The following is a 17,441-nucleotide window of genomic DNA, read 5'->3' on the forward strand; positions in this document are numbered from 1 at the left end:
ACAGGCACCATGTCGAAAAAGCTGGTGGTTTGCGTGTGCACCTACCGCAGGCCGAAGGATCTACACCGCACGCTGCTGTCGCTGGAGGGGCTGACCTTCAACCCCGACGCCCCGCTGGACGTCGAAGTGCTGGTGGTGGACAACGACCCGGCGCGCTCCGCCGAACCGCTGTGCCGCGAGATGGCGCAGGACTGGCGCTTCCCCATCCGCTACGCGGCGGAGCCGGTGCCGGGCATTCCCGCCGCCCGCAACCGCTGCCTGGACGAGACCACGGACGCCGACCTGATCGCCTTCATCGACGACGACGAGGTGGCGAGCCCCGGCTGGCTGGATTGGCTGGTGACGGCCATGGAGCGCACCGGCGCCGCCGTGGTCGCCGGCCCGGTCCTGCCGATCTACGAGAAGCGCCCGCCGGACTGGCTGACCAAGGGCCGCTTCCACGACCTGCAACGCATGCCCACGGGCAGCGAGCCGGCCTATTGTGCCACCGGCAACGTGCTGTTCCGCCGCGCCATCCTGAAGGGCGGCGTGCGCTTCGACCCGGAGCTGAGCCTGTCCGGCGGCAGCGACGTGCTGTTCTTCGAGCAGATCCGCCGCCAGGGCCACCGCATCGTCTGGTGCGACGAGGCGACCATCGAGGAGCATGTGCCGGCCAGCCGCATGACCGCGCGCTGGATCCTGCGCCGCGCCTTCCGGCTCGGCACCTGCGTGTCGCTGACCGAGGCCAAGCTGAACGGCCAGCGCCGCACGCTGGTGAAGCGCTCCACGCTGGGCCTCGCGCACATCGCGCTGAACCTCGCCGCCCTGCCGCTGGTGCCGATGGTGATGGCCTTCGACACAAGCTGGCCGATCCGCCGGCTCCAGAAGATCTGCGTCGGCAGCGGCTATCTCTACGGCCTGATGGGCTTCCAATATCTGGAGTACAAGCGATGAAGGACGCGGACATGAAGGGCGGCGCGACGGAAGCCCCGCCCATCACCGTCAGCGCGGTCATCCCGACGCGCAACCGCCCGCATCTCGTGCTGAAGGCCGTGGAGAGCGTGCGCGCCCAGACGATCAAGGATCTGGAGATCGTCGTCGTCGTCGACGGGCCGGACCCCGCCACCGTCGCCGCGCTGGAGGCGGTGGAGGACCACCGCCTGCGCATCGTGCAGAACCCGGCGTCGCTCGGCCCCGCGGGGGCGCGCAACGCTGGCGTGCAAGCGGCGCTCGGCGAGTGGATCGCCTTCCTGGATGACGACGATTCCTGGGCGCCGGAGAAGCTCGAACGGCAGCTCGCCGCCGCCAAGACGTCGGGCGCCAAGCTGCCGGTCGTCTCCTGCAGCACCAGCGTCAGCATCGGCGAGCGCCGCTACGTCTGGCCGCAGCGCCGGCCGGAGCCGGGCGAGCCGATCAGCGATTACCTGATCGACCGCCGCAGCCCGCTGTCCCGCCCCGGTTATCTCGCCACCCCGACGATCATGGTGCCGCGCTCTCTGGCGCTCGCCGTGCCGATGCCGGACTACCGGCATTTCGAGGACTGGGGCTGGCTGTTCCGCGCGCTGGATCAACCCGGCGCGGAGCTGGTCTTCGTGGATGAGCCGCTGTGCTTCGTGGAGATCGACGAGGGCCGCGCTTCGCTGCATTCGGTGGACGACTGGCGGCAGGCCTTCGAGTGGGCACGGACCCACCGTCCGCTGATGACCGGCAACGCCTACGCCGCCTTCCTGATGACCAAGGTCGTCGGCATGGCCCGCCGCGAGGGCGACTGGAACGCCGTCCGCCGCCTGCTGGCCGAGGCGACCCGGGCGGGCGACCCGAAGATGCGGCATTACCTGATGTTCTTCGGAACCTGCGTGGTGCCGCCGTCCTTCCACCGCCGGGTGCGCGCGGCGACCCATTCGGACGCCGCGACGGCGTGAGGCCCCCACCCTAACCCTCCCCCGCTAACGCAGGGGAGGGGACTGTTTCTCCCTCCCCTGCGAAGCGGGGGAGGGCCGGGGTGGGGGCAAGACTCTGGTTCCCCTCCCCTCACATCACTGCGGCCAGCAGCAGCGGCAGTGTCAGGAACGACAGCGCCGTGGAGCCCAGCACCATCCCGGCAACCTCCTGCGGCGCGTTGTTGTAGCGCAGCGCCCAGAGGTAGTTGAACACCGCCACCGGCATGGTGCTTTCCAGCAGCACGACGCCGCGCATCGTGCCCTCCAGGCCCAGCAGCTCCACCACCGCCAGCCCGGCGGCGAAGCCGAGCAGCAGGCGCAGCGCCGACATGGCCAAAGACCGCAGCATGCCCTGCATCCGCAAGCCCGCCAGCGCCACCCCCAGCGAGAACAGCATCAGCGGCACCGCGCAGTTGCCGAGCAGAGTCGTCGTGTTGGTCACCCATTGCGGCGGTTGGAAGCCAGTCATCAGGACCAGCACGGCCAGCGCCACCGCGTAGATCACCGGGGTGCGCAGCACCTGCTTGGCGTCCGTGCGCCCCGCCGCCAGGGCCGGGCCGATGGTGAACTGAAGGACGGCCAGCGTCGCGAAGAACAGCACCGCCAGCCCCATGCCGGTTTCCCCGAAGGCGAACAGGCAGACGGGAATGCCCATGTTGCCGCCGTTAGGGAAGCTGAGCGCCGGCAGATAGACGCGCAGAGGCAAACGGCTGGCGAGCAGGATCGGCGTCGCCATCAGCCCGGCCAGCGCCATGCTGCCGACCGAGGCCGCCGCCATGGTCAGCAGGTCGTCCCCTCCCAAGGTCAGACGGGCCAGCGAGGAGAAGACCAGGCAGGGGGTGGAGACGTTGATGGCGAAGGTGGTGATGAAGGCGCTGTCGTAGGGAAGCTTGGCGCGGCTCCAGCCGAAGCCGAGGGCGGCGATCAGGAACACCGGCACGACGACGGCAGCGATGCTGGACAGGGGGGCGAGCAGATCCATGGTCAGCGCGCAGCCTGCTTGCTTGCGGCGTGGAACCAGCCCAGCCCATCCTCCGCCCGGGCGCGGGGCCGGTACTCGCAGCCGATGAAGCCGCGGTAGCCGGTGTCGGCCAGAACCTCGAACAGGTAGGGATAGTTGACCTCGCCGCGGTCGGGCTCCTGGCGGTCGGGCACGCCGGCGATCTGCACATGGGCGGTGAGGTCGGCGTTGGCCCGGATGCGGGTGGCGAGGTCGCCCTCGCTGATCTGGCAATGGTAGAGATCGAGTTGGAGCTTCAGGTTCGGCGCCCCCACCGCCGTGATCACGCGACGGGCCAGCCCGGTGCTGTTCATCAGATAGCCCGGCATGTCGCGGTTGTTGATCGGCTCCACCAGCAGCGTCAACCCGGCCTCCGCACAGGCCGCCGCGGCATGGCGGAGGTTGTCCGTGTAGAGCGCCAGAGCTGCATCGTGCCCCTGCCCCTCCGGCGGGATGCCGGCCATGCAGTGCAGCAGCCGGTTGCCCAGCACCTTGGCGTAGGCGATGGCGGTCGCCACGCCCTCGCGGAACTCCACCTCGCGACCGGGCAGGCTGGCAATGCCGCGCTCCCCCGCCGCCCAGTCACCGGGCGGCAGGTTGAACAGCGCCTGGGTCAGCCCGTGGGCGTCCAGCGCCGCCTTGATCCGCTCCGCCGGAACGTCATAGGGGAACAGGAATTCCACCGCGTCGAAGCCGGCCGCCGCCGCGGCGCCGAACCGCTCCAGGAAGGGCCGCTCGGTGAACATCATGGACAGGTTGGCGGCGAACCTCATGGCGTCCGTCCCGTGGATCTCGTGGGCATGGTCCCCTCCCCTATCGTCTGGGCCGCCGTGGCGGCTGGTTGTTCCGACAATGCAGCAGGCGGACGGTCCGGACAATCGCCGGCCCATGCCGCACACGCTTGTCAGGTGACCGCCCATACCGGTTGCACGATATTGCGGGTGACACGCACAGTGCACGGCCCTTGCCGCAGCCGGACCCGACGGATGATGAAGCGACTCGCCACCACCGCCCTGACCCTCCTTCTGGCCGCTTTGGGAGGCGGGCTGTTCGCCATCGCGGGGTTGCCCGCGGCGTGGTTGATGGGGGCAATGACCGCGGTGGCCGGCGGGGCGCTCGGCGGGTTGAAACTGCGCCTGCCCTCTCCGCTCGGCACCGCCGCCTTCATCCTGCTGGGCATCTCCATGGGCGCCGGGGTGACGCCCGACACGCTGCACCAGATGGCCTCCTGGCCGCTCAGCATGGCGCTGCTCGCCGGTTCGGTGATGGCCTGCCTGTACGCCTGCTCGGCGTGGCTGGAGCGGGTGCACCGCTGGGACCCGGCGACCGCGCGCTACGCCGCCGTTCCCGGCGCGCTGGGCGCGGTGCTGGTGCTGGCGGCGGAGAGCCGGGCCGACCTGCCGCGGGTGGCGCTGGCGCAGAGCCTGCGGCTGTTCGTCCTGGTCGCCGCCATGCCTTGGCTTCTGGAACTGGTGTCGTCCACGCCGGGCCTGCCGCCCCGCCCTGCCCTATCCGACGCGGCGGACGCCCTGCCCGAACTGGCGTTGCTGATCGGGGCCAGCGCCCTGGCCGGGCTGCTGTTCCAGAAGCTGCGCGTGCCCGGCGGCGTGCTGCTCGGCGCCATGCTGGGAAGCGCGCTGCTGCACGGCAGCGGCCTTGTCGACCACCGCCTGCCGAACTGGCTGCTGAACGCGGGGTTCGTGGTGACGGGGGCGCTGATCGGGTCGCGCTTCGCCGGGGTCACGCTGGCCTCCCTGCGGGCGGCGCTACGCCCGTCGCTGGAAAGCGTGGCGCTGGCGCTCGTCCTGTCCTCAATCTTCGCTTGGGCGGGAGGCTGGCTGCTCGGGCTGCCCTTCGGCCAGCTCTGGCTTGCCTACGCGCCGGGCGGGGTCGAGGCGATGACCATCGTGGCCTTCGTGCTCGGCCTCGACACCGCCTTCGTCGGCACGCATCACGTCGTGCGCTTCGCCGGGCTGGGCTTTCTGGCCCGCTGGTGGCAACCCCGCCGCGGCTGAGCGGACGCCTTACAGCCCGTCGAAGAGAAGCTGCGCCGGCGGCTCGGCCTTGCGCTTTTTCTTCTTCTCCTTTGGCGCCTTCTCCGCCGCCGCCTTCTCCTCAGTCGGCTTTTCCTGGGCCGTCGAATCCTGGGCGTCCGGGTTCAGGGCCATCTCAACCCGTTCCAGAGGAGCCGGTTCGGGCGCGGGCGCTTGCGGGGTCGCCGCGACCGGCTCAGGGGCGTGCGTCGGTTCTTCCGCAGCCGGAGCTTCGACGGGCGTCGCGTCCTCCGCCGCGGCCTCCTGGACCGACTCCACGGCCGCGCCTTCGGCCGGCTTGTCCGCCTTTTTCTTCTTCGGGCGGGCCGGGCGCGGATCGATGCCCATCCCATCCTTGGCGCGGGCTTTGGCCTTGTCGCGGGCGACGGCCTCCGGCGCATTCGGGTCGTCGTTCAGCCACTTGCCGCGCTTGATGACCTCGTTCACGCGCCCCTGGTTGACGCTGAGCTGGAACGCAATCTCCTGCTGCGTCATGTCGGTGGTGCGGTGAAGCTCCAGAATCTGCGCGGCAAGTTCCGGGGTCATCTTCTTGCCGACGACGCGCCGCGCCGGGCGGATCGACCGCTGGGCCTTATCGCGTTCGCGCAGCTTGCCCAGGATCTCCAGGGCCTCCGTGTTGCCCGCCGTCTTCAAGGCTTCTTCGAATTCCTTGAGCGTCGCCACCCGTTCCTCCTGCCACCATCCACCCGCGGCGACACCATCGCATCGCCGGCCTACAAGACCGACTATACATGGAATCGCGCGGGCGGTTGAGAAGCCTCTTTCCCGGATATCCACGGAATGGCACGGGCGGGAGGAGGAGGCGATGCGACGCTATTAGACGTCTAATCACCAGTCGCCGTCATTCGCCGGGATACTGTTTCTCCTTCAGAAAGCGCGCGAGGTGGGCGGCGTTGCGCGCGGCCATGGCGCAGGTGGAGGCCACCTTATCCGGCACCCCGTCCAAATCTTGAAAGTCGGTCTTCTGCATCGCTTCCCCCACCCAGTAGCAAACGGCGTTGGCGGCGAGCGTGAAGCCGACGTCGTTCAAGGCCTGGAACAGCTCCGCCGAGACATGGTGGGCGCCGTCCTCGTTGCCGACGACGGCGACGAGCGCGACCTTGCCGTAGGACACCATGCGGCCCTGCTCGTCCGTCTCGCCCAGAAAGGCGTCCATGCGCTCCAGCACCCGTTTGCACACGCTGGACGGCTGGCCCATCCAGATCGGCGTGCCAAGGATGAGGATGTCCGCCCCCAGCACTTGGCGGCGCAGGTCCGGCCAAGCGTCACCCGGCCCCTCGTCCGAGGTGACGCCGGGCTTCACGTCATGATCGGCGACGCGGACCGGCGCCCCCACCGCAACCCCCTGGGCCGCCAGATCCTTCTGGAGCAGGCCGATCATTGCGTCGGTTGAGGAGGGCTTTCCCGACGGCTTCAGGGTGCAGTTCAGCGCGAAGGCTTTGATCGGCATGCTGTGCTCCCGGTTCGTTCCACATCGGCGGTGATCGGAGGCAACATCCCGCCCTTCGAAACGTTGCGGCCCTCATAACACCGCCACCGAATTGCCCCGGCACAGCCCATCCGCCATCGGATAGGATGCGGCGGATAGAACCACAACGGAGGAACAGACATGCCGACCATGACCGTCCGACCCCTGTGCCTTGCCGCGGCGCTGGCCGGGTCCCTGGCGCTGGCCGGATGCGCCGGAAACTCGACGGGGCTCGGGCTGAACCTCGTCTCGCAGGAACAGCTTGTCGAACTCGGCCAGCAGGACTGGCAGCGCCTGATCCAGTCGACCCCGGCCACCGCCAACGCCAGCTACCAGCGCCGCGCCGAGCAGATCTCGGCCCGCCTGCTGCGCGCCGCCTCGCTCGACCCTGCGGGTTGGGAAGTCCGCGTGTTCCAGGGCAAGGAAGCCAACGCCTTCGCCCTGCCCGGCCAGAAGATCGGCGTCTATGAGGGGCTGTTCCAATACGCCAAGACCGACGCACAGCTCGCCGCGGTCATCGGTCACGAGATCGCCCACAATCTGGAAGGCCACGCCGCCGAGCGGGTGAGCACCCAGATGGCCACCGACGCCGGCACCAGCATCCTGGGGGCCGTGGCCGGGGCGAGCGGGGTCGGCGGCAGCGAGATGATCGCCGCAGCGCTGGGCACCGGCGCGCAGTACGGCCTGCTGCTGCCCTATTCCCGCAACCAGGAGCTGGCGGCCGACCGCGCCGGCCTGCTGATGATGGCCCGCGCCGGCTACGACCCGCAGGCGGCCATTGAGCTGTGGCAGAACATGAAGCAGGCCGGGGCCGAGCAGCCCACCTTCATGTCCACCCACCCCGGCACGGCGGACCGCATCGCCGCGCTGCAAAAGCTGATGCCCGAGGCGAAGGCGGCCTACAAGCCGAGCTGAGCGGACCGGCGGGGGCGCGCATCGTGCCTCCGCCGAACGCTTTTCCCGCGAGAAAATTTTCTCGCCGAATGTTGACTCCCCTTCCCTGCCCCGGAGTCAACATTCCGGCTTGACCGGACTCCGGCGCCGCGCAAAAGTGGCCTCGGGGCAAGGCAGGGGAATGAACCATGCGCGGCGAGGACATCAAGGCGTTCCGGGAAGGCCGGACGCTGAACCAGCCGGATTTCGCGGCTTGGCTGAACGAAAAACTCGGTCGGAAATACGACAAGGCGAAGATCTCGCGCTGGGAAAACGGCAGCGAGAAGATCCCCGCCCCAGTCATTTCCCTGCTGTTGCAGGAGAAGATCGGAACGGTGACGCAGCATGGCCCGGCGCTGATCTGTGCGGCAGCCAACCGCAAGGGCGGTGTGGGCAAGACCGCCTTCACCGTCAACACCGCCACCCTGCTCGCCCGGCATTTCAAGGTCCTGCTGATCGACGCGGACCCGCAGGCCAACGCCACCATTCATCTCGGCATCAACTCCATCGAGCGCGAGCGCGAGGAGAAAACCCTCTATTACGCGCTGAAGGCGTCCGTGGAGGCGCTGAAATCGCGTGGGAAAGGTTTCGACCTCGGCGACTACATCGTCACCACCGACAGCGGGCTGGACGTGATCCCCAGCGGCATGCGGCTGGGCGACGCGGAGGCGGAGCTGCAAAGCCAGTCCTCGGGAGACTGCGCGCTCCGTGAATGCCTGGATGGCGGGGCGCGGCAGAGCTACGATTTCATCTTCGTCGACACCCCGCCGCATTTCGGCATGCTGGCGCGCAACGCGCTGACCGCCGCCAACACCGTCGCCATTCCCTGCCAAACCGAGATGCTGAGCGTCGCCGGCGTGGAGTTCCTGCTGGAGAACCTGGACATGATCCGCCGCCGGGCCAACCCGGGGGTCAGCGTTCTCGGCATCCTGCCGACTATGTTCAACGCGCGGCTGACCCAGGACCAGGCGTCGCTCGACGACATCCGCAACCTGTTCGGCGCGAAGCTGCGCGTCTTCGGCCCGATCCCGCGGGCGACCGTCTACGCCCAGGCGGTGGCCGCCGGGCGCGCCGCGCTGGAGGCGGTGCCGGACGCGCCGGGCTATGAGGTCTATCAGGCCGTCGCCGACGCGCTGATCCAGGAACGTGCCCGCATGCCGGAGGTGATGGCCCATGTCGCGTAAATTGGCCCGGACGAACACCGGCGTTCTGACCACCGCGGCGGCGGAGCGCCAAGCCCGCGAGGACGGGCAGGGCTTCAACCGCCGCGGCCCGGTCGTCGTGGAGATCGACGTCGGCCGCATCGTCACCAACCCCGACCAGCCGCGCCGCCATTTCGACGAGGCGGACATGGAGGCGCTGAAGTCCTCCATCGCGCAGCACGGGCTGGCCCAGCCGGTCGGCGTGCAGCAGTTGGGCGACGGCCGCTTCCAGCTCGTCTTCGGGGAGCGGCGCTTCCGCGCCGTTCGTTCACTCGGCCATCCGACCATCTACGCCGTCACCGTCACCGGGGCGTCGGACGAGCTGGCGCTGATCGAGAACGTCGTCCGCGCCGACCTGTCGCCCTTCGAGGAGGGCGACGCCTACGCCCGGCTGATGGAGCGCCACGGCTACCGGCAGGAGGATGTCGGGCGGATCGTCGGCAAGGACCGGGTGGACATTTCCCGCGCGCTCCTCATCAGCCGCCTGCCGCAGCGCATCCGCGACGAGTATCCGCTGCACCGCCCGGCGCGCTACCGGCTGGTGGAGATCGCCCGGCTGAAAGGGGAGGGCGAACAGCTGCGCGGCTGGGACGCGCTGGTCAATGAGATGACCCGGCGCTCCGCCGACGAGGAGGCTCCGGCGCCCGCGGCGGCAAAGCCCCGCAGCAACGCAGTTACCACCGGCAGCGCCCTGCCGAAGCCGCTGGCCAAGGCGGTGTTCGGAGCGCGCCAGACCGTCGCCGCCGTCCGTGAACAGGGCTTGACCCTGGCCGACATCGACCGCGAGACGCTCCGCGCCATCCGCGACGACATCGACGCGATCCTCAACGCCGGGAAGGGCAGGGGAGGGGAGTAAAAAATGACGGCCCCGCGAGAAAATTTTCTCGCGGGGCCGTGGCTGCCGTTGCGGTTCAGCGGCTTGCCGGTGCCACCAGCACGGCCGGGCTCCGGGCGCTTTCCAACGATTGCAAAAGATTCGTGCGGGCCATCACCAGCAGCAGGTCCGTCTGGGTCACCACGCCCAGCAGCCCGCCACTCCCATCCACGATGGCGACCTCGTGCGTGCCGCCATCCGACAGCGGACCGAGCAGGCGGAAGGCCGGGGTTTCCGGGCCGGCGGTCACCGGAGGGGCCATCACCGCGGCCACCGTCGCGGCGTTCCCGACCAGATGCTGGTGCCCGACCAGACCAACCACCACGTTGCGCCGGTCCACCACCGGCAGGGTGCGGAAGGCATGCTCGATCAGGCGGGCACGGGCCACCTCCGGATGGGCCTCCGCGCTGACCGTCACCACGTCGCGGGACATGATGTCGCCGCAGGTGATCCCGCCGTGCATCCGCTCCATGGCGTGAAGCTCCGCCTTCTCCAGCAGGGCGCTCAGGTCGTCGCGGTTGACGTCCAGCGCTTCCCCCAGCTCGCGGATCGCCTCATCGAGGTCGTCGGCGGTCAGGCCGCCGCGCGTCCGGGCGGGCGGATCGGCGGTGCCGTGGCTGTTGGCCGGCTTGGGCGGCGCCCGGTGCGGGTAGGAATGGCCGGAGAAGCGATGGAACGTCCAGCCCGCCAGCACCAGCAGGATGGAGTTGACGGCCACCGGATAGAACACGAACTGCATCCCCGACGCCGCGATCGCCGGGCCGCCGATCACCGCGGTCAGCGCGGCGGCGCCGCCCGGCGGGTGCAGGCAGCGCGTCATCGACATGGTCGCGATCGCCAGCGCCACCGCCACGCCGCCGGCCAGCATCGGGTCGGGGATCAGCGCCGCCACCATCACCCCGACCAGCGCCGACAGGGTGTTGCCGCCGATGATCGACCAGGGCTGGGCCAGCGGGCTGGCCGGCACCGCGAACAGCAGGACCGCCGACGCTCCCATCGGCGCCACCAGGGCCGGCGCGCTGGTGAGGTGGGTCAGCAGGTTGTGGCAGAGCAGGCCCGTCGCGGCGAGGCCGAGCATGGCCCCGCAGCAGGCGATCAGCCGGTCCTTCAGGTTCGCACCGGGCAGGATGGGTCTGAACAAGGCAAGGCGGCGGCGGTTTTCACGCTTCTTCAGCAGAATGATTTTCCAGCGGCGCAGCAGGAGCCGTATCTCACGGTGCATTCGGCCCGGTCCCTCCCAAGGTTTCGGCGTGCGGCGGCAGGATAGAACCTCAAGCTAAGTTGAGGTCAAACGGAAACTGCCGGACCGCGTCACCGTTTCCGCACGGTGCCGCCGCCATCGGACCGAAGATCGGGAGCGGGCGCCTTGACCGGGGGCAAGGAGACGATCCCGTCCAGGGCCTCCTTCAGCCCCAACACGCGCTCGACCGAGGCTTTCCATTGGGCGACGGTCGCCAGATTGTCGATGGGCCAGGACAGCGCGGCGACGGCCTGCTGGAAAGCCTGCGCGGTCTGCATCATCACCCCCAGCGTGATGGCTCCCGCGGCGTAGCGGGGCGCCACCACCAGAATGGGAAAGACCGCGGACAGCACCGAATAGGACGCGCCGAAGGCCATCACGCGGACCAGCGCGCCGGTCTGCCCGTCCCAGCCGCGGCGCACCCCGCCGAACAGCAAGGCCATGCGGCCGCGCTCCACGGCCTCGCCGCGCTGCCGGGCGATGACCGAAGCGTTCTCGCGAACCCGCGCCAGCCCGAAACGGAAATCGGCCTCCAACCCCTGCCTGCGCTCCGCCGCGCGGACCAGCGGCCGGGCGACGGCGAAGGCGGCGGCGGTCCCCGCCGCGGAAAAGGCAAGGGCGAGGAGAAGCAGATGGCCGGGCACCGCAAGGCTGACATTGCCGAACGCGACAGGCACCACCCCGGAAAGCTGCCACAGGATGCCGGCGAAACTCACCAGCAACAGCAGGCAGTAGGTCAGCGAATGCCCCAGATCGATGGCGAGTTCGGTGACGATGCGGACGTCCTCGGCGATGCGCCCGTCCGGATTGTCGTGGTCCCCTGGACGAGAGGGGAGGGCCAGTTCCCGCCCGTCCGACACCCACGCGCCGACCAGCCGCCGGGTCAGCCACGCCCGCCAGCCGAACTGGAGGCGCCGCTTCACCCACAGATGCGCCACGGTGACGGCGATGTTGTACAGCAGGATGCCGCCGGCCGCCGCGGCCAGAACGGGCAGGCGGTCCATCGCCCGCTGCTCCAGCGCGTCGAACAGGCGCTGGCTCCACAGGTTCATCATCACCGGGACGGACACCTGCGCCACCGTCAGAGCCAGCAGGGCCGCCGCCAGCAGCCGCACCGACCAGCGGTCCCGTCCCGACCAGTAGCCCCCGGCCAGCCCGGCGAAGCGCCGAGCGAAACCGGAGGCCGTCTTTGGGGAAATCCTTTTCGCCATGGCCGCCCATCCCGGCCGCCCAACCGAGACGCCCGACATTCAGGCGCCCCGATTCAGTCTACCACCCATCTGGCGAATTGAGCCCGGAACAAGCAGCGATCCCTCATCCCGCCGGATCAGGCGGCCCGGACGGTGGCGATGAAGCTGCGGACCTCGCTGCGCAGGCGCTCGGCCTCGGCGGCCAACTCCTCCGACGTGCCATGGACATGGCTGGCGGCGCTGCCGGTCTCCGACACCGCCGTGCTGACGCCGGCAATGTTGCGCGACACCTCCTCCGTCCCCTGGGCGGCCTGGGACACGCTGCTGGCGATCTCGCGGGTGGCGGCGGCCTGCTCCTCGATGGCCGCGGCGATGGTGGTGGCGATCTCACTCATCCGGCCGATGGTCTGACCGATGCTGCCGATGGCCTTCTGCGCGCCGCCGGTGGTCTGCTGGATCTCCTGCACCTTCGACTGGATCTCGTCGGTCGCCTTGGCGGTCTGGTTGGCCAGCGCCTTCACCTCGCCCGCCACCACGGCAAAGCCCTTGCCGGCCTCGCCGGCACGGGCGGCCTCAATGGTGGCGTTCAGGGCCAGCAGGTTGGTCTGGGCGGCGATGCCGCTGATGATCTCCACCACCTGTCCGATCTGCTCGGCGGCGGTGACCAGGGCGCGCATGGTGCGGTCGGCTCCTTCCGCGTCGGTCACCGCTTGACCGGCGATGCGGGTGGAGATTTCCACCTGCTGGCCGATTTCGGCGATCGACGCCGACAGCTCCTCCGTCGCGCTGGCGACGGTCTGCACGTTGGCCGACGCCTCCTCGGAGGCGGAGGCGACCAGGAGCGAGCGCTCGCTGGCGTCCGCCGCGGTGCCGGACAGGGTGCTGGCGGCGTTGTGCATGCCGCCCGCGGCGCTCGCCACCGCCTCGACGATGCCCTGGACCGTCGTCTCGAAGGTGTCGGCCATGCGGATCATGGTGGCGCGACGCTGCTCCGCGGCCTGGCGTTCGGCCTCCTCCTGCGCCTTGCGCATGCGCTCCATCTCCTCGGCGTTCGCCTTGAAGACCTGGAGCGCACGGGCCAGCGCCCCGATCTCGTCCTTTCGCCACCCCTCGTCCACCTGCACCGTACGGTCGCCCTCGGCCAGCCGACCCATCGCCCCGGTGATGGCGCCGAGCGGGCGGGTGATCGCCCGCGAGATCATCCAGGCCAGCAGCAGGCCCAGCGCCACGGCGGCGGCCGTCACCGCGGCGCCCTGCCGCTCGGCGGCGGTCACCGCGGCGGCGGCGCTGACCTCCAGCCCCTTCAGGACCTCGGTGGAGTGCTGGCGGATCGACCCGATCCTCCCGTTGATCTGGGCCCCGGCGCGGGTCAGCGTGTCGGCGTTGACGCGCGTCATCTCCTCGGCGATGGCGGCGATGCGCTCGATGCCCGCGGTGTAGCGCGGCAGCTTGGCGAGCAGCTCCGTGCGCTTGGCGGCACCCGGGGAGTCGGCCCAGCCCTTGGCTTCGGCCTCGACGTCGCCGGCCACCGCCGCCAGATCCTGGCGGATGCGGACCAGATCCTCGGGCTTCGTCTCGGTCACGAAGCGGGCGACCAGCACGCGCACCAGCAGATACTTCTCGCTGACGCCCGCGGCCTGAACGGTGCGGTCCAGATTGCCGGTCTGCCGTTCGGCGGTGACCAGATCGCTCAGCGTCCGGCGGATGTCGGCGCCCAGCGTGTTCACGACCTCGGCGACGATGCCGTCGCGTTCGGTGCGCAGGGCGACCAGACGGTCGAAGCCGGTCAGGAAATCCCGCTCCAGCCCGCGGATCTCCTCCACCGCCTGACGGTCGGCGCCGTCGCGGATGCCGGGGGCCGCCTTGTCCAGTTGCCGGCGGAAGTCCCCGGCTGTCGCGCGGAATCGGTTGGCAGCACCGTCCGTGCCGACGACGAGAAATTCCGCCGCCGCCCCCAGCGCGTCGGACAACGCGGTGTCCGCCACCCCCAGCGTCACCGTGACGTCGGACTGCGCCGCGTAGCTGCGCAGCGCTTCGTCGTTGGATCGAAGACCGCTCCAGGACACCGCGCCCAACGTGACCAGCAGGGCCAGCGTGACCCCGAAGCCGGTGTAGACCTTGGTGGCGGTGCGCAAGTTGGCGAAAGCACGAAGGGAGGTGGTCATGATGGGATGTCCTGCCTGGGGTATTTTTTGTTCGGCGTCGGTTGCCCGCACCGGATCAAATCATTCTCAAATTCCGTACCAACTCCCAATCCCCGCGCAATTGCTGTTCCACCCAGCAAAATTCCCGAGCGGGGAACGCGGTTGTCCCTTCCCAACCGTTGCAAATTGCCAACGCGCTCCCATCCGCGTCGCAAATCGCCACGCCGGCGCCGGCCGGTTGCGAATGGGAACGCCGCAGCCATCCCGATGTTGAGGGCCGATGTTGAGGGAAGCGCCATAAGAGCGCAGACTCGAATCCCGCGCACGCACGGAACAACGAGAGGTCGATCATGCCGGACCGCAAGCATTTCGCTCCGCCCGGACCCATCGGATTCGGTGGCGCTCCGCTCGGCAACATGTTCGAGGAGGTGCCGGACGATGTGGCGGAGGCCACGCTGGCCGCCGCCTGGGACGCCGGCATCCGCTATTTCGACACGGCGCCGGAATACGGCCCCGGCATATCGGAGCACCGGTTCGGCCATGTCCTGCGCAACCGTCCGCGCGACGAGTTCGTCCTGTCCACCAAGGTCGGGCGCCTGCTGCGCGCCGACGCCAGCAAGGGTGGCCAGCACGGGCCCTTCGTGAAGGGGCTGCCCTTCCGGGTGGACTACGACTACACCGCCGACGGGGTCCGCCGCTCCATCGAGGACAGTTTGCAGCGGCTGGGCATGGCGCGCATCGACATCGCCTACATCCACGACTGCGCGGAGGACGCCCACGGCGACCGCTGGCTGGAGGTGTTCGACACGGCCATGAAAGGCGCCGCCGTGGCGCTGACCCAGCTTCGCGAGGAGGGCGTCATCCGCGGCTGGGGCCTGGGCGTCAATCGGGTGGAGCCCTGCGTGATGGCGCTGGAGCGCGCCGACCCCGACGTCTTCCTGCTGGCCGGGCGCTACAGCCTGCTGAACCAGCCGGCGCTGGACACGCTGTTCCCGCGCTGCCAGGAACGCGGCGTCCATGTGGTGGTCGGCGGTCCCTACAACTCCGGCCTGATCGCCGGGGGCAAGAATTTCGAGTACCAGGAGGCTCCGCCGGACAAGGTGGCGGCGCGCGACCGTCTGGCCGAGATCGCCAACCGGCACGGCGTGGACCTGCGGGCGGCGGCGCTGCAGTTCTGCGCGGCGCACCCGGTCGTCGCCTCGGTCATTCCGGGCACCAAGAACCCGCCGCGCGTGCAGGAGAATGTCGCGCTGATGAAGCAGCCGATCCCGGCGGACTTCTGGCGGGAGCTGAAGCAGGCGGGCGTCCTGCCGGAGCAGGCGCCAACACCAGCCTGAGACTCCGGCCTAATCGTCCATGCGGACGGCGGCGGCGATCCAGTGGCGGAAGCTCTGCATCGCCGCCGTCTCGGGACGGGAGTGCAGGCGGGTCAGCCAGTAGCGGCCCGCCGGCACCTCGATGGCGAAGGGGCGGACCAGCCGGTCGGTGACGAGGTCGTGCCCAAACAGCCGCGCCGGCAGCAGCGCCATCCCGGCGCCCATCGCGGCGGCGGCGGCGAGGGTGGGCGAGGAGTCGAAGACCGGACCGCGGATGGCAGGGCAGGGCACCCCGGCCAGCGCGAACCAACGCTGCCACTCCTCGATCCGGTAGGAGCGCAGCAGCACCTCCCGCGCGAGGTCCGCCGGGGCGGACAACCGTTGCGCCAGCGCCGGAGCGCAGAGCGGGGTCAGCGGGGCGTCGAGCAGCGGCACCGCCTCCACGCCGTGCCAGGAGCCGTCGCCGAAGCGGATGGCGAAGTCCAGCCCCTCGCCGGCCAGATCGACCCGGTTGTTGTTGGTCAGGATGCGCAGGTCGACCGCCGGGTTCGCGGCGGTGAAGGCCGGCAGGCGCGGCAGCAGCCAGCCGGTGGCGAAGGTCCCCACCACCCCGACCGTCAGCACCTCGTGGTAGCGCCCGTCGGCAAAGCGGTCGAGCGTCGCGCCGATCCGCTCGAAGGCGTCCATCAGCACCGGCACCAGCGCCGCCCCCTCGTCGGTCAGGGCAAGGCCGCGTGGCAGGCGGCGGAACAGGGTAACGCCCAGCCGCGCCTCCAGCGTGCGGATCTGCTGGCTGACCGCCGCCTGGCTGACGCACAGCTCCAGCCCGGCGCGGGTGAAGCTGAGATGGCGGGCCGACGCCTCGAAGGCGCGCAGCGCGTTGAGCGGAAGCTGGGGGCGGGCCATGGACAGCTATTAGTTTTTCTTGTGGCTTGTGAAAACTATCATCGTTTGTTCGAGCGCCGGGAGCTTTTTATCGTCCGTCCATCGACACGGCATGAGACGAGGACACGATGATCGGACGGCGGGCTTTCCTGGCCGCGGCGGGCGGCATGACGATGCTGGCGGCGACCGGCGTGAAGGCGGAGAAACCCAGAAAATTCGGGGATAAGCGGCTGGCGGACGCGATCGCCGCGCTGGAAAAGCGCAGCGGCGGGCGGCTGGGCGTGGCGGTGCTCGACACCGGCACCGGCCAGCGCTTCGGGCATCGCGCCGACGAGCGCTTCCCGATGTGCAGCACCTTCAAATTTCTTTTGGCTGGCGCCGTCCTCAAGCGGGTGGACGAGGGGCTGGAGCGGCTGGACCGGCGCATCCGGGTAACCAAGGCGGACATGGTTCCCTACGCCCCCTTCGCCGAAACCCGCCTCGACGGCCAGCCCCCGACGGTGGCCGAACTGTGCGAGGCAACGATGACGCTCAGCGACAACGTGGCGGCGAACCTGCTGCTGCCGGCGGTGGGCGACCCCGCCGGGCTGACCGCTTTCCTGCGCACGCTGGACGACCGGAAGACCCGGTTGGATCGCAACGAGCCGTCGCTGAACAGCGCCATTCCCGGTGATCCGCGCGACACCACCACGCCTGCGGCGATGGTCCACAGCATGGAGCGGCTGATGCTGGGCGACGCGCTGACCCCGGCGTCGCGCGAGCGGCTCATCGCCTGGATGGTCGCCAACCGGACCGGCGACAAGCGGCTGCGCGCCGGCCTGCCGAAGGGCTGGCGCGTCGGCGACAAGACCGGCACGGGCGTGCGAGGGACGGCCAACGACATCGGCATCGTCTGGCCGGAGGGGAGGGCGCCGCTGCTGATCGCCAGCTACCTGACCGAGACGCCCGACGCCTTCAAGGAGCGGGACGCCACCCACGCCGGCATGGCCCGCGCCGTCGCCGACGCGCTCAAGGGCTGATCGCATTTGAAATCCCCTCTCCCCTCCGCTCACGCGCAAACGAAGTTTGCGCTGACGCGACAGGCGGACCTCTGGTCCGCCGAAAGCGGGGAGAGGGTTAGCAGGTCGCGGAAAAACGAACATATTCTGGCTTTTTGCCTCCACTGAGGCTTGAAAATGGCGTCTCTGACGCCCGTTTTTGTGAGAATGGAGCGCCT

General features: G+C 69.8%; 16 protein-coding genes. 8 read left to right on the forward strand and 8 right to left on the reverse strand.

Going from position 1 to position 17,441, the window contains the following annotated elements; genetic code table 11:
* Positions 1 to 9: 9 nt before the first annotated feature.
* Together ACFPMG_RS28555 and ACFPMG_RS28560 are read left to right on the forward strand one after the other, a co-directional pair.
* Positions 10 to 933, forward strand: coding sequence for a glycosyltransferase family 2 protein (locus ACFPMG_RS28555; protein ID WP_376998569.1), 924 nt, complete (start codon positions 10 to 12; stop codon positions 931 to 933).
* Complete coding sequence (locus tag ACFPMG_RS28560; RefSeq protein WP_376998570.1) at positions 930 to 1,901, forward strand: glycosyltransferase family 2 protein; 972 nt, start codon at positions 930 to 932, stop codon at positions 1,899 to 1,901. Before ACFPMG_RS28555 ends, ACFPMG_RS28560 begins: the two co-directional genes overlap by 4 nt.
* Positions 1,902 to 2,010: 109 nt before the next feature.
* Here the strand turns inward: ACFPMG_RS28560 and ACFPMG_RS28565 are convergent, their stop codons facing one another.
* Entirely contained in the window at positions 2,011 to 2,901 is an 891-nt protein-coding gene (locus ACFPMG_RS28565) for an AEC family transporter (protein WP_376998571.1), read from the reverse strand.
* Positions 2,902 to 2,903: 2 nt separating this feature from the next.
* Positions 2,904 to 3,692 (reverse strand): 2-oxo-tetronate isomerase, encoded by a 789-nt coding sequence (gene otnI / locus ACFPMG_RS28570; protein WP_376998572.1) that lies wholly within the window; start codon positions 3,690 to 3,692, stop codon positions 2,904 to 2,906.
* A 213-nt stretch (positions 3,693 to 3,905) separates the two neighbouring features.
* On the opposite strand from otnI, the gene ACFPMG_RS28575 reads away from it, so the two are divergent.
* On the forward strand, positions 3,906 to 4,934 hold the full coding sequence (locus ACFPMG_RS28575) for an AbrB family transcriptional regulator (RefSeq protein ID WP_376998573.1): 1,029 nt from the start codon (positions 3,906 to 3,908) through the stop codon (positions 4,932 to 4,934).
* A 9-nt stretch (positions 4,935 to 4,943) separates the two neighbouring features.
* On the opposite strand, the gene ACFPMG_RS28580 is transcribed toward ACFPMG_RS28575, so the two are convergent.
* Positions 4,944 to 5,750, reverse strand: coding sequence for a hypothetical protein (locus ACFPMG_RS28580; protein WP_376998574.1), 807 nt, complete (start codon positions 5,748 to 5,750; stop codon positions 4,944 to 4,946).
* 64 nt (positions 5,751 to 5,814) lie between these two features.
* Positions 5,815 to 6,423 carry a flavodoxin family protein gene (locus ACFPMG_RS28585; protein WP_376998575.1) on the reverse strand — a complete coding sequence of 203 codons (609 nt, stop codon included), beginning with the start codon at positions 6,421 to 6,423 and terminating at the stop codon, positions 5,815 to 5,817.
* Positions 6,424 to 6,582: 159 nt separating this feature from the next.
* Here ACFPMG_RS28585 and ACFPMG_RS28590 point away from each other — a divergent pair, with 159 nt between their 5' ends.
* The 3 genes from ACFPMG_RS28590 (at position 6,583) to ACFPMG_RS28600 (ending at position 9,432) form a co-directional block, all read left to right on the forward strand.
* On the forward strand, positions 6,583 to 7,356 hold the full coding sequence (locus tag ACFPMG_RS28590; RefSeq protein ID WP_014241992.1) for a M48 family metallopeptidase: 774 nt from the start codon (positions 6,583 to 6,585) through the stop codon (positions 7,354 to 7,356).
* A gap of 167 nt (positions 7,357 to 7,523) precedes the next feature.
* Positions 7,524 to 8,558, forward strand: a complete 1,035-nt coding sequence (locus tag ACFPMG_RS28595; RefSeq protein WP_094303587.1) for an AAA family ATPase — start codon at positions 7,524 to 7,526, stop codon at positions 8,556 to 8,558.
* Positions 8,548 to 9,432, forward strand: coding sequence for a ParB/RepB/Spo0J family partition protein (locus ACFPMG_RS28600; RefSeq protein ID WP_376998576.1), 885 nt, complete (start codon positions 8,548 to 8,550; stop codon positions 9,430 to 9,432). Before ACFPMG_RS28595 ends, ACFPMG_RS28600 begins: the two co-directional genes overlap by 11 nt.
* 55 nt (positions 9,433 to 9,487) lie before the next feature.
* Here the strand turns inward: ACFPMG_RS28600 and ACFPMG_RS28605 are convergent, their stop codons facing one another.
* The 3 genes from ACFPMG_RS28605 to ACFPMG_RS28615 all read right to left on the reverse strand — a co-directional run bounded on the left by ACFPMG_RS28605 (position 9,488) and on the right by ACFPMG_RS28615 (position 14,045).
* Positions 9,488 to 10,672, reverse strand: coding sequence for an HPP family protein (locus ACFPMG_RS28605; protein WP_376998577.1), 1,185 nt, complete (start codon positions 10,670 to 10,672; stop codon positions 9,488 to 9,490).
* Positions 10,673 to 10,761: 89 nt separating this feature from the next.
* Complete coding sequence (locus tag ACFPMG_RS28610; protein ID WP_376998578.1) at positions 10,762 to 11,901, reverse strand: SbmA/BacA-like family transporter; 1,140 nt, start codon at positions 11,899 to 11,901, stop codon at positions 10,762 to 10,764.
* A gap of 116 nt (positions 11,902 to 12,017) precedes the next feature.
* Positions 12,018 to 14,045: a methyl-accepting chemotaxis protein gene (locus tag ACFPMG_RS28615; protein ID WP_376998579.1), complete on the reverse strand. Its 2,028-nt coding sequence runs from the start codon at positions 14,043 to 14,045 to the stop codon at positions 12,018 to 12,020.
* A 329-nt stretch (positions 14,046 to 14,374) separates the two neighbouring features.
* On the opposite strand from ACFPMG_RS28615, the gene ACFPMG_RS28620 reads away from it, so the two are divergent.
* Positions 14,375 to 15,361, forward strand: coding sequence for an aldo/keto reductase (locus ACFPMG_RS28620; protein WP_376998580.1), 987 nt, complete (start codon positions 14,375 to 14,377; stop codon positions 15,359 to 15,361).
* Between the two features lie 9 nt (positions 15,362 to 15,370).
* On the opposite strand, the gene ACFPMG_RS28625 is transcribed toward ACFPMG_RS28620, so the two are convergent.
* Positions 15,371 to 16,246 carry a LysR family transcriptional regulator gene (locus ACFPMG_RS28625; protein ID WP_376998581.1) on the reverse strand — a complete coding sequence of 292 codons (876 nt, stop codon included), beginning with the start codon at positions 16,244 to 16,246 and terminating at the stop codon, positions 15,371 to 15,373.
* Between the two features lie 107 nt (positions 16,247 to 16,353).
* On the opposite strand from ACFPMG_RS28625, the gene bla reads away from it, so the two are divergent.
* Complete coding sequence (gene bla, locus ACFPMG_RS28630) at positions 16,354 to 17,244, forward strand: class A beta-lactamase (RefSeq protein ID WP_376998582.1); 891 nt, start codon at positions 16,354 to 16,356, stop codon at positions 17,242 to 17,244.
* The last annotated feature ends 197 nt before the right edge of the window (positions 17,245 to 17,441 follow it).

Origin of the sequence: Azospirillum himalayense (assembly GCF_042657465.1) — a bacterium.
Taxonomy (GTDB): domain Bacteria; phylum Pseudomonadota; class Alphaproteobacteria; order Azospirillales; family Azospirillaceae; genus Azospirillum; species Azospirillum himalayense.